Here is a 12,347-nt window from a genome sequence, read left to right as displayed (position 1 = left end):
ATAAAAAAATAATAAAAATAAAATAATGAAAAATCACCAAGTAGAAGTACGTGTTCGGTATTCAGAAACAGACCAAATGGGAGTCGTTTATCATGGCAATTATGTGCCTTATTTTGAGATAGGAAGAGTGGAATGGCTTAAAAATCAAGGAGTTTCGTATAAAGAGATGGAGCAAAGTGGTATTGCGCTTCCCATCGTTTCTATGACCATTAATTATAAAAAATCGGCACGTTATGATGAACTACTTACGGTTCATACAAACTTTAAAAGTCAAACTTCTGTTAAGATTGAATTTGATTGCGCGATTTATAACGAAGCGAATGAGTTATTAACAACTGCCTCCTTTTTACTGGTATTTGTGTCGTTAAAAACGGGTCGTCCGATTGCTCCGCCAGATTATATTTTGGATATTGTGAAAAAGCTCCAATAATTGCAAAACGAGATTGCTTTTTTAGTAAAAATTAAAGCTGTTCTATGTTAATTTCGAATATTGAATTAAAGGTGTCGAAAATCATTTCGGCGCTTTTTTTTCTAATTTTTATCTCAATTTTGCCAATCGGATTTCCGGTAGCTTCATCCATTTCCATTTCTTGTGAAACAATAGCAAGATTTTTTTCCTTAATTACACGCATCACTTTGTTCATGTTTATATAATCAAATGAGATTATAAAATGTACATCAATTGTTTTTTCAATAATTTCACAAACTTGGAGACTCATTTGCGCAGTAGTTCGATAGGCCGAAATTAAACCACCTACTCCTAATTTTACGCCTCCAAAAATGCGAACAACTACGATTAGCAAGTTTGTTACATTAAACGACTGAATTTGGCCGTAAATCGGCAGTCCAGCAGTGTTGCTTGGTTCGCCATCGTCATTCGCGCGATAACTCATTGTTGGTGCCGTTCCAAGTTGATAGGCATAGCAATAATGAACTGCGTTTGGATGTAGCTTTTTTAAGGTCTCAATAATGGGTTTAACTTCTTCTTCGGTAGCAAGAGGGAACGAATAGCCGAAAAACTTGCTGCCTTTTTCTTTGTATAAAATCTCGTCTGATGCCGAAGCAATTGTATGGTACGTGTCTAAGTAATCCAAGAAAATAGGTTTAAATAAAATTTTTATCAAATAAGTCGATAACATCTTCTGTTCCGACTTTTAAGTTCCAAACATGAATTCCTAGCGCTTTTGCAGCGTCGGTATTGTCTGCGCGATCGTCTACAAACAAAGTTCTTTTTGGAGAAAGCTCATGAATTTTAATTAGTTGACTGTAAATTTCAGGATTTGGTTTTCGCATGCCCATTTCGAAGGAAAAATATACTTTTTCAAAACATTGATAAAAATCACTGTAAAATGAAGCGCCTACTTTTTTCTCAAAAGTTGCAATATGAATCGAATCGGTATTGCTTAATAGAAACAGACGGTATTTTTTAGAGAGTAATTGTAAAAACTCCAAACGATATAAGGGAAAATCAAGTAGCACAGAATTCCAAGCGTTTAAAATTGCTTTTTCTGAAGCATCTGGAATTTGTTTTTGAAAACCAGCTAAGAATTCTTCACGCGAAATTTTACCGGTTTCAAATTGAATATTTAGTTCATCCAATTCCGAATTCCATTCCTTAAGGCCTAGTTTTTTAAATTTAATAACAGGAGCTTGCTTGTCGAGATTGATAAAAATATCACCAAAGTCAAAAATTATTGTATCAATCATGGTTATTAATTTGAATTAATTGGTCGTCCTTCAGTTGCTGAATTAGTGTTCTTTTTCCGGTAATTGTTGGTGCCCTTATGCCCTCTATAAAAGAATTAGCACCGATAAAAATTCGAGCTTCATCCCAAAGGTTACTTTCGATAAAAGACTGTAAAGTGTGCAAACCACCTTCGATTATTACCGATTGAATTTGATGTTCGTATAATTTTGTAATGATTTGCGGAACAATATTTTTATTAAAATCAATACATTCAAAGATAATGTTTTCAAGAGAATGCTTTAGAATTTTTGCGCTAAATACAATTGTTTTTATTTGATTATCAAAGACATAGCTTTCTTTAGTAATGCGTTGGTTTTTATCAATCACAATTCGAACTGGATTGTTTCCTGACCAATCGCGTGCATTTAATTTCGGATTATCTGCAACAACAGTTTGTGTTCCAACCAAAATTGCTTGCTCCTCTGTTCTCCATTTATGAACCAATTGGCGCGAATAGACATTGGTAATCCAAACGGGAGCGCGCTCCGAATGGGCAGCTGTTGGTGCTAAAAAACCATCGGCAGTTTCGGCCCATTTTAAAATAATATACGGACGTTGTTTGTTGTGAAAAGTGAAAAAACGTTTGTTAAGTAGGTTGCATTCTCTTTCTAAAATACCAATTGTCACATTTTTCCCCGCTTCAATTAATTTTTTAATTCCACGACCGGCTACTTTTTCGTTGGGGTCAACCGTTCCAATAACTACATTCGGAATTCCCGTGGCTATAATTAAATCGCAGCAAGGTGGTGTTTTACCAAAATGACTGCAGGGTTCTAAACTAACGTAAATAGTCGCTTTTTTTAGTAGCGATTTATCTTTGACACTATTTATTGCGTGTACTTCGGCATGCGGTTCTCCTGCTTTTTTATGCCAACCTTCTCCAATAATTCGGTCGTTGTAAACAATTACGCTTCCAACCATAGGGTTGGGATAGGTAGTTCCTAATCCGTTTTTGGCAAGTTCGATGCAGCGGCTGATGTATTTTTGATGCTTTTTCACCTCACAAAAATAGTCAATTTAGATTGGTTCATTTCGTTTTGAAAGACACGAATAACGGAAAAGTATTTTTACTTTTGTTGAAAATTAAAACTTTTGTAAGACAATGGAAAATTGGGTAATTCGAAAAATGACGCACGAAGACAATGCAGCAGTTGCGGAACTAATTCGCTCGGTTTTTGAGGAGTTGGAAATTCCAAAAGTAGGAACCGCCTATGCTGATCCGCATTTGGATGAAATGTTCGAGGAATACAATAAGCCAAAATCGGCGTACTATGTTGTAGAATTTAATACGAAAGTGGTAGGATGTTGCGGAATTGGCCCCTTAGTAAATGAGTCTGAGGATATTTGTGAATTGCAAAAAATGTATTTTTTACCCGAGACAAGAGGCAGCGGCATTGGTTCTGCGATGATGGATATATGTTTGATGGATGCTCGAAATTTTGGCTTTAAAAAATGCTATCTCGAAACCATGTCTTTTATGGAATCAGCGCAAAAATTATATCGAAAAGCAGGTTTTAATTATTTAGACCAACCAATGGGAAATACAGGTCACAGTTCCTGTCCTGTTTGGATGCTGAAAGAATTGTAAGTAGATTTTGAGACAAAACTCATTTGTTTTGTTTTTTTAATTGTACTTTTTGACGGTAAAATAAAAAATGTAAGACTTTATGCAAGAAATAGTTATGAAATTAAAAGCAGCTACTTTGTTGCAATTACAGTTGATGCACTTTTTAGTTACTTGCATTTTTCTTTGTTCAAATAAAGAAAAGAAATAAACTCCCCAAAATTTTAATTATTTCAAAATTCTTTCAAATTTAATACCTACGTTATGCGAATTAAATCTTACCGAACTCATTTTATTCAAGAACTTTTAGCTTTGTACGATGCGTTAGAATCAGAGAGTTTTTTTTATTTGATATTGGAAGAAAAGCATCAATTGAAACAAATTCATTTGGCTTTGAATCCTGAATTAGAATTTAATGTAGATGAAATTGAAGTTTGGAATTCATTTTTAGCACAATTAAAAAAAGAAATCCCGATTCAGTATTTATTAGGAAAAACAAGTTTTTATGGATTGGATTTTGAAGTGAATTCGAATGTATTGATTCCGCGTCCCGAAACGGAAGAATTAGTGCAATGGATTGTTGATGTGGTCAAGTTTAAATTTCCAGAAAATAAAAAAGTCAATATTTTAGACATAGGTACTGGTAGTGGATGCATCGCTATTTCATTGGCTAAAAATCTGCCAAATGCTAAAGTCTGCGCGATTGATGTTTCGAGAGAAGCATTGGAAACGGCGCGAAAAAATGCAAAAAATAACGGAGTCAAAGTTCATTTCCTGCATAAAAATATTTTGGAGACCAATGAGTTACAGGAGCAATATGATATTATTGTGTCTAACCCGCCGTACGTGCGTAATTTAGAAAAGCAAGAAATAAAAAATAATGTACTGCACAATGAGCCGCATTTGGCTTTGTTTGTAGAAGATGACGATGCATTAATTTTTTATAAAAAAATTGCCGATTTAGCGCAGCAAAACCTCGCTGTTGACGGTAAATTATTCTTCGAAATCAATCAATATTTAGGACAAGAAACAAAAGCCTTATTAGAAACTAAATCATTTAAAAATATTGAACTTCGCAAAGATATTTACGAAAATGACCGAATGATTGGTTGTGAAGTTTCAAAAGCGTAACGCATTCACTTTTAAGATAGTATTAGAAGGTCTTAGAATCGTTAATAGAAAGAAATTAGTTATTTACGATTTGCAAGAATGATAAAGAATGTAAATTACTTCACTCTTAAGGCGTTAACCAACTTTCTGTTGCGCTTGTCAGCTCTTGCATTTTGCAAAGAAAGAACTGCCCAAATAGCTGCAGGAATCCAACCAATTAAAGTTATTTGTAAAAATAAACATAATATGGATGTAAGTATTTTTCCTCTCAAGAAAAAAGAAATACACGGAAAGAAAATTGCAATTAATGTCATCATGGAATATAGTGGTTTAAAGTGTATTTTAAAAAATGACTACTCGTATCTTAATGCCTCGATAGGATCTAAGGTAGAAGCTTTAATTGCAGGATATAGACCAGAAATCACGGCAACCATAAAGCTAGTCGCAAAAGCAGCAAAAATAGCAGTCCAAGGCACTACAAAAACAAAACTCATGGCAGTAGAAATTCCGTAACCAATTAAAATTCCTAAAATAATTCCAACCAATCCGCCCAATTGGCCAATAATCATAGTTTCTATAAAAAATTGAGTCGCAATAGTCACTTTTTTAGCGCCTAAAGCTTTTCGTACGCCAATTTCGCGGGTTCTTTCGGTAACTGAAACAATCATAATATTCATTAAGGCAATCGAAGAACCTAAAATAGTAATAATACTAATAAGCCATGACGCCATACCGAGATATTGGGTAATTCCCAAAATACGATTAATCAAGTCATCACTGCGTACAATTCCAAAATTATTATCACGAACTGGACTTAGTTTTCGAACTCTGCGCATCGTGCTTGTTGCGTTATCAATGGCTTCATCTAATAATTCTTTTTTGCTAACCATTATACTCACCGTGTAATTGATACTTGGTGCTGTAAATAATGAACGTGCCACTTGAATAGGAATCAGAACACGTAAATCTTGACTGTTCCCGAACGTGGAGCCTTTCTCTTTTAAAACTCCGATAACTCTAAAACGAGCGCCACGAATTGAAATTATTTTGTCAATTGGATTGATGTCTTTAAAAAGACCTTTTTCAAAATCAGAACCAACGATGCAATTGTACGTGTTGTTTTCAACGTCAAAGCGATTGAAATTACGACCCAAAGTAGTTTCTAAACCAGAGTTCGTCAAAAAGTATTCGTCGATACCAACCACGCTAATTTCTGGATCTGTTTTTTCTCCCAAATATTTTACTTCGGCAGAAGATGTGGCAGTAAACGAAAGTGAGGTTTCGGCAAACGGAAAGTTATATTTGTTCTTAAATTCAACCGCTTCAGGATACGAAATAATTGGGTTGATTATTTCTCGCTCGTTTCCTCCACGCTGTTTTACTTCATTCTCGTACTGATTGATGTTGAATGTATTGGCGCCCATAGAAGCGAAATCTGTAGAAATGGTATTTTCTAAAGCCGAAACTACCGTTAAAATTCCCACCAAAGCAGTAATTCCAATTGCAATAATTAATACGGTCAAAATGGTTCGTAAAATTTGCGTTCGGATGGAACCAAAAGCAATTCGGATATTTTCTTTAAATAGTTTTAGCATCGTACCAATTTGTCACGAAAATACAATTTTTGTTACAAGTTTGTTTTAGAAGCGCTGTAAAATATTTTAAAAAGTAAGATATTTGCAGTCGCTTAAATCAATATTACACAGTAGAAAAAAATTAAACACATACATTCATAGTTGTATTATTTTTGAAATTTTATTAAAAGCTATGTTTTCTAGCCAAAATAGAAAGTCTTTTTTAAATAAAGAAAATTCCATGTTACTATGCGTTTAAGAAGTCTTTAAGTCTTTAGTTTTCTTTAAGATATATTGTATTGAGAGTTTAAGAATTACGAAATCGACACTCAAGAATTTAAAATTAAAAATTGAAATGGCATCAAAACCAAGTATTCCCAAAGGCACGAGAGATTTTTCACCAACTGAAGTGGCAAAACGTCAGTATATCATTCAAATTATCAAAAGTAATTTCGAAAAGTTTGGTTTTCAGCCAATCGAAACGCCTTCTTTTGAAAATTCGGATACTTTAATGGGGAAATATGGAGAAGAAGGAGATCGTTTGATTTTTAAAATTATAAACTCAGGCGATTATTTATCCAAAGCAAATTCCACTCATTTAGAGTCTAAAGACAGTACCAAATTAACCGCTAGCATTTCAGAAAAAGCATTGCGTTATGATTTAACTGTTCCTTTTGCGAGATACGTTGTGCAACATCAAAATGAAATTGAATTTCCGTTTAAAAGATATCAAATTCAACCGGTTTGGAGAGCTGATCGTCCACAAAAAGGACGTTTTAGAGAATTTTTTCAGTGCGACGCCGATGTAGTTGGTTCAAAATCATTGTGGCAAGAAGTCGAATTGGTACAATTATATGATACCGTTTTTAGTGCATTAGGGTTGGAAGGCGTCACGATTAAAATTAACAATCGAAAAATTTTATCGGGAATTGCCGAAGTTATCGGAGCATCTGATAAATTGATTGATTTTACCGTTGCCTTAGATAAATTGGATAAAATTGGTGAAGAAGGCGTTAAAAAAGAAATGATTGAAAAAGGAATATCTTCTGAAGCCTTGGTAAAAGTGCAACCTCTTTTTTCTTTTTCGGGAAGTATTTCAGATAAAGTAAACCAACTTTCAGAATTGTTAGCTTCTTCTGAAGAAGGAATGAAAGGAGTAGAAGAGTTGCGTTTTATTTGCGATAATGTCTCCAAATTAGGATTGACTAGTGCCATTTTAGATTTGGATGTAACATTGGCTCGTGGTTTAAATTATTACACCGGTGCTATTTTTGAAGTAGCTGCTTCAAAAACGGTCGCAATGGGTTCTATTGGTGGTGGCGGAAGATACGACGATTTGACGGGTATTTTTGGTTTAAAAAACATGAGCGGTGTTGGAATTTCTTTCGGTTTAGATCGAATTTATTTGGTTATCGAAGAGTTGCAATTGTTTCCAGAAACGGTAGCTGCTTCTTCTAGAGCATTGTTTATTAATTATGGAGACAAAGAGGCTTTCTATGCCTTGCAAGCCATTCAGAAATTAAGACACGAAAATATAAAAGTAGAACTGTATCCTGATGATACCAAGGTTGCCAAACAATTTCAACACGCAGACAAACGCGCTATTCCGTTTGCAGTTATTGTTGGTGAAGAAGAAATGGTGTCGCATAAATATTCACTTAAGAACTTAGTTTCAGGCGAGCAAATTTCGGTTGATTTTGAAGGATTAAAAAACGCTTTGAAAGAATAAATTAAAAGGGATTAAAAACAAAAAAAGCTTCGTCGGTAATAGTGACGAAGCTTTTTTTAATATAAGGTAAAGTGAATTAATAATTATTAAAAAGCCGAAGCTAACCTTAAATTAGAATGGATTGTGATGCAGTTTTAAATCACTGCGCTTCAAATTTATTCAATACAACCTTTAAAACTCTTAAAATTATCCTAAATTTTATTTTTTAATAAGCAATTGTTAGCTACCAAAAAACGATATTGTTAGGGCAATATCGACCGAATGACAATTTGACATTTTAAAAGGTTTGGCAGAACTTTTGCAATCCAACCGAAAGTAAATAAAATGAAGTTTAAAAATATATTTAAAAATAAAGCTGATATGACTACGGAGAATACAGAAATCGATCAAGAATTAGATGATGTAACTATTGAGAACAACGCTAATGGTGAGCAACTAGTTGCTGAAGAGTTAAGTGTTGAAGAACAGTTAACGCAAGATTTAGCTAAAGAAAAAGATAAATTTTTACGCTTATTTGCTGAGTTTGAAAATTACAAAAAACGAACTTCAAAAGAGCGTATCGAATTATTTAAGACAGCTAATCAAGATGTTTTATATGCAATGTTACCTGTTTTAGATGATTTCGATAGAGGTTTAATCGAAATTACAAAATCAGAAGATAAAAGTCTAATTGAAGGTGTGGTTTTGATTTATGAAAAATTAAAAAGCACATTGGTATCTAAAGGTTTAGAGCAAGTTGAAGTACGAGCAGGTGATGCATTTAATGCTGATTATGCCGAAGCGATTACTCAAATTCCTGCACCATCTGATGATTTAAAAGGAAAAATTGTTGATGTAATTGAAAAAGGATACAAATTAGGAGACAAAATTATTCGTTTTCCTAAAGTAGTTATTGGAAACTAACATAACAAATTAGAAATTTTGAACGAGTAATTCGTTAGGATTTTAGAATTTGCACTTGAGCGCTAGTGAATTGGCGGAGCAATTTATACTATTATGAAGAAAGATTTTTACGAAATATTAGGCATTTCAAAAAGTGCTGACGCTACCGAGATAAAAAAAGCATACCGAAAATGTGCGATTAAATATCACCCTGATAAAAATCCGGGCGACAAAGAGGCAGAAGAGAACTTTAAGAAAGCTGCTGAAGCTTATGAAATTTTAAGCGATCCGCAGAAAAAAGCTAAATACGATCAATACGGACATCAGGCATTTGATGGTTCAGGTGGTTTTGGCGGTGGTGGTCATGGTGGAATGAATATGGATGACATATTCAGTCAGTTTGGCGACATTTTTGGTGGTGGTGGTTTTGGTGGTTTCGGCGGAGGCGGAGGCGGAGGTCCTCGTCGCGCTAAAGGAAGTAATCTTCGAATTAAAGTGAAATTGACTTTAGAGGAAATTGCCAATGGAGTGGAGAAAAAAGTAAAAGTAAAACGTAAAGTTCAAGCCAAAGGAGTTTCGTATAAAACATGTACAACTTGTAACGGTCAAGGCCAAGTAATGCGTGTTACTAATACTATTTTGGGTCGCATGCAATCGGCTTCTACGTGTCCAGCTTGTGGTGGTTCGGGTCAGATTTTAGATAAAAAACCAGCGGAAGCAGACAACCAAGGAATGGTTTTGGAGGATGAAACAGTATCAATTAAAATTCCTGCTGGTGTTGTGGATGGTATGCAATTGAAGGTTTCTAATAAAGGAAATGACGCACCAGGAAACAGTATTCCGGGTGATTTAATTGTTGCTATAGAAGAATTAGAGCACGAATTTTTGAAACGTGAAGGTGAGAATTTACATTATGATTTATATGTTAGTTTTCCTGAAGCAGTTTTAGGTGTTTCGAAAGACATTGAGGCAGTAAACGGAAAAGTTAGAATTAAATTAGAAGAAGGAATTCAGTCGGGTAAAATCCTTAGATTGAAAGGAAAAGGAATTCCAAGTATAAATGGATACGGAAATGGTGATTTATTGGTTCATGTTAATGTATGGACTCCTAAAACATTAAGTAAAGATCAAAAACAGTTCTTTGAAAATGCTTTAAATGATGAGCATTTTGATCCAAATCCTGAAAAATCAGACAAATCATTTTTTGATAAAGTAAAAGACATGTTCTCTTAAAGAGCTACTTTTTCGGAAATTAGTATAAAAACCCATCTTGAAAAAATAGTTCAGATGGGTTTTTTCTTTATTATACCCAACAAGGGTTTTATTTTAAATACGAATCTCCATACTTATGCTGTGAATTCTTTACTTTTACAGTCCAACGTTTAAAAAGTCTGCGGACTTCCGAAAAAATCAAAAAACAATATGACCAACTTACTCGAAGTACATAAAGTTGTAAAGCAATACGGCAATTATGTGGCGCTTAACGAAGTTTCGTTAAACGTTCCTAAAGGCAGTATTTACGGATTATTAGGTCCAAATGGAGCAGGAAAAACATCTCTTATCCGCATTATCAATCAAATTACTTTACCAGACAGCGGTACTATTATTTTAGACGGCGAGCCGTTGCAGGCCAAACACATTCGTAATATTGGGTATTTACCAGAAGAACGTGGCTTGTACAATTCAATGAAAGTAGGCGAGCAATGTTTGTATTTGGCACAAATGAAAGGTTTGACTAAAGCAGAAGCTAAAACACAATTGGACTATTGGTTTGACCGATTAGAGATACAGGGTTGGTGGAATAAAAAAGTACAAGAACTTTCTAAAGGAATGGCGCAGAAAATTCAGTTTGTGGTCTGCGTGTTGCACCAACCTAAATTGTTGATTTTCGATGAGCCTTTTTCTGGATTTGATCCGGTAAATGCCAATATTATTAAAGACGAAATTTTAGCTTTAAAAGAAAAAGGGTCGACTATTATTTTTTCGACGCATCGAATGGAAAGTGTCGAAGAATTATGTGATGATATTGCTTTAATTCACGAATCTAATAAATTAATCGAAGGGAAATTAAACGATGTTAAACGTCAATTTAGATCCAATACTTTTGAAGTAGGTATTTTAACTTCAAATGTCGAAGGCTTAATGTATGATATTACGCAAAAATTCACTGTTGCCCCGGCACATTTTAAATCATTGAATGAAGAATTAAAGCTCGAAATTCAGATCGGGAATTCAACTTCAAATGAACTTCTAAATGTTTTAACACAACGCGGACAAGTGACTCATTTTGTAGAAAAAATACCAAGTGTGAATGATATTTTTATTCAAACGGTAACGGCAAAGAAAAAATAATTACTAAAAAATAAATTTTAATTTCAATACTTCATTTTTGAGTTTTGAAATTGAGATCGAAATTTCTTGAGAATGAGTATAGTATCCTTGATTATAAAAAGAGAATTTATCTCGAAAGTGCGCAATAAATCATTTATAGTAATGACTTTTTTAAGTCCGTTACTTTTTGTCGGTATTGCGGGTTTTATTGGCTATTTGAGTTCCATGAAAGCCGATACCAAGCGCATTGCTATTCATGACGAAATGGGTTTGTTTGCGACTTCTTTTACCAAACAAAATTCAGAAAATAACGAATTCAAATATATTGATTTAACTACAATTCCACTCGAATCTTTAAAAGACAGTATAGCGAAAGAAAGCTTTCAAGGTGTTCTGGTAATTCCTAAATCGAATACTGTAAAAGAATTAGAAAATAAAATCGATTATATTTCGAACAACAGTCCCAGTATTGTTTTTATTGAAAATACGCAGCGAACCATCGCTAAAGAAATAACAAAGTTAAATTTTGAAACCGCAAAATTGGATACGGTAGCAATAAAAAGCGCACAAAGTAGCGTAACAATTAACCTTAGTAAAGCTTCGGGAGAAAGCAGTGTGAAAGGATTAAATGAAATTAAAATTGCAATTGGTGGCGCTTTTGGATATTTAATTATGATGTTTATCGTTATCTATGGAAATATGGTAATGCGAAGTGTAATTGAAGAAAAAACAAGTCGAATTATCGAAATAATTATCTCCTCAGTGAAACCCTTTCAATTAATGATGGGAAAAATTATTGGTACTTCCTTAGCTGGATTATTGCAGTTTTTAATATGGGCTATAATTGGACTTAGTTTAATGTTTGCCGCATCTGCTTTTTTTGGAGTAAATGTGAGTCCAACTTCAAATGTTCCTCCAGAAGTTTTAGCGTCGGCACAGCAGGAATTTGCTGGAACCGCACAAATGTACTTAGGTGAATTGTGGAATTTGCCAATTGCAAGTATTTTGTTTGGCTTTGTAGTTTATTTTATAGGAGGTTATTTTTTATACAGTTCTTTTTATGCTGCAATTGGAGCGGCTGTAGACAATCAAACCGATTCGCAACAATTTCTATTGCCAATCATAATGCCATTAATTTTAAGTGTTTATATTGGTTTTTTTACGGTGATTAATGATCCGCACGGAACCGTAGCTACTGTTTTTTCAATTATACCTTTAACCTCACCTATTGTTATGTTGATGCGAATTCCTTTTGGAGTTCCTTGGTATCAAATAGCAATTTCAGTAACTTTACTATTCGCGACCTTTTTGGGTGTAGTTTGGTTTGCGGCCAAAATTTATCGTGTCGGAATATTAATGTATGGTAAGAAGCCATCGTGGAAAGAACTATATAAATGGCTTAAATACTAA

13 protein-coding genes are annotated in these 12,347 nt (G+C 34.0%); 8 read left to right on the top strand and 5 right to left on the bottom strand.

Annotated elements, in window-relative coordinates; all coding sequences use genetic code 11:
• Positions 1–25: 25 nt before the first annotated feature.
• Positions 26–430, top strand: coding sequence for an acyl-CoA thioesterase (locus ACRASX_RS16260; protein ID WP_432221989.1), 405 nt, complete (start codon positions 26–28; stop codon positions 428–430).
• A 31-nt stretch (positions 431–461) separates the two neighbouring features.
• Here ACRASX_RS16260 and ACRASX_RS16255 read toward each other — a convergent pair whose 3' ends face one another.
• Genes ACRASX_RS16255 through ribD form a run of 3 tightly spaced genes read right to left on the bottom strand, consistent with a single transcriptional unit; the run spans position 462 to position 2,746 of the window.
• Positions 462–1,094 (bottom strand): IMPACT family protein, encoded by a 633-nt coding sequence (locus tag ACRASX_RS16255; RefSeq protein WP_432221988.1) that lies wholly within the window; start codon positions 1,092–1,094, stop codon positions 462–464.
• Between the two features lie 10 nt (positions 1,095–1,104).
• Positions 1,105–1,707: an HAD family hydrolase gene (locus tag ACRASX_RS16250; RefSeq protein ID WP_432221987.1), complete on the bottom strand. Its 603-nt coding sequence runs from the start codon at positions 1,705–1,707 to the stop codon at positions 1,105–1,107.
• Complete coding sequence (gene ribD / locus ACRASX_RS16245; RefSeq protein WP_432221986.1) at positions 1,700–2,746, bottom strand: bifunctional diaminohydroxyphosphoribosylaminopyrimidine deaminase/5-amino-6-(5-phosphoribosylamino)uracil reductase RibD; 1,047 nt, start codon at positions 2,744–2,746, stop codon at positions 1,700–1,702. The genes ACRASX_RS16250 and ribD overlap by 8 nt, the downstream gene beginning before the upstream one ends.
• A 103-nt stretch (positions 2,747–2,849) precedes the next feature.
• On the opposite strand from ribD, the gene ACRASX_RS16240 reads away from it, so the two are divergent.
• Together ACRASX_RS16240 and prmC are read left to right on the top strand one after the other, a co-directional pair.
• Positions 2,850–3,335, top strand: a complete 486-nt coding sequence (locus ACRASX_RS16240; RefSeq protein ID WP_066307221.1) for a GNAT family N-acetyltransferase — start codon at positions 2,850–2,852, stop codon at positions 3,333–3,335.
• Between the two features lie 240 nt (positions 3,336–3,575).
• A complete protein-coding gene (gene prmC / locus ACRASX_RS16235) occupies positions 3,576–4,442 on the top strand; it encodes a peptide chain release factor N(5)-glutamine methyltransferase (RefSeq protein ID WP_432221985.1) in 867 nt (288 codons plus the stop codon).
• 95 nt (positions 4,443–4,537) lie between these two features.
• On the opposite strand, the gene ACRASX_RS16230 is transcribed toward prmC, so the two are convergent.
• A complete protein-coding gene (locus ACRASX_RS16230) occupies positions 4,538–4,738 on the bottom strand; it encodes a YqaE/Pmp3 family membrane protein (protein WP_197413380.1) in 201 nt (66 codons plus the stop codon).
• A gap of 36 nt (positions 4,739–4,774) precedes the next feature.
• Entirely contained in the window at positions 4,775–6,016 is a 1,242-nt protein-coding gene (locus tag ACRASX_RS16225) for an ABC transporter permease (RefSeq protein ID WP_066307216.1), read from the bottom strand.
• A 334-nt stretch (positions 6,017–6,350) separates the two neighbouring features.
• On the opposite strand from ACRASX_RS16225, the gene hisS reads away from it, so the two are divergent.
• The 5 genes from hisS to ACRASX_RS16200 all read left to right on the top strand — a co-directional run bounded on the left by hisS (position 6,351) and on the right by ACRASX_RS16200 (position 12,347).
• Positions 6,351–7,724, top strand: a complete 1,374-nt coding sequence (hisS, locus tag ACRASX_RS16220) for a histidine--tRNA ligase (RefSeq protein ID WP_432221984.1) — start codon at positions 6,351–6,353, stop codon at positions 7,722–7,724.
• A 324-nt stretch (positions 7,725–8,048) separates the two neighbouring features.
• The gene (locus ACRASX_RS16215; protein ID WP_066307214.1) at positions 8,049–8,627 is read left to right on the top strand and encodes a nucleotide exchange factor GrpE; all 579 of its coding nucleotides are present in this window, start codon (positions 8,049–8,051) and stop codon (positions 8,625–8,627) included.
• 93 nt (positions 8,628–8,720) lie between these two features.
• A complete protein-coding gene (gene dnaJ / locus ACRASX_RS16210) occupies positions 8,721–9,839 on the top strand; it encodes a molecular chaperone DnaJ (RefSeq protein WP_066307212.1) in 1,119 nt (372 codons plus the stop codon).
• Between the two features lie 189 nt (positions 9,840–10,028).
• Positions 10,029–10,958 (top strand): ABC transporter ATP-binding protein, encoded by a 930-nt coding sequence (locus ACRASX_RS16205; protein WP_066307211.1) that lies wholly within the window; start codon positions 10,029–10,031, stop codon positions 10,956–10,958.
• A gap of 72 nt (positions 10,959–11,030) precedes the next feature.
• Positions 11,031–12,347 (top strand): ABC transporter permease, encoded by a 1,317-nt coding sequence (locus ACRASX_RS16200; RefSeq protein ID WP_066307209.1) that lies wholly within the window; start codon positions 11,031–11,033, stop codon positions 12,345–12,347.

The organism is Flavobacterium sp. TMP13 (genome assembly GCF_050847115.1).
GTDB lineage: Bacteria > Bacteroidota > Bacteroidia > Flavobacteriales > Flavobacteriaceae > Flavobacterium.
Note: the sequence above shows the minus strand (reverse complement) of the source record. Positions and strands in the feature narration are given on the sequence as shown.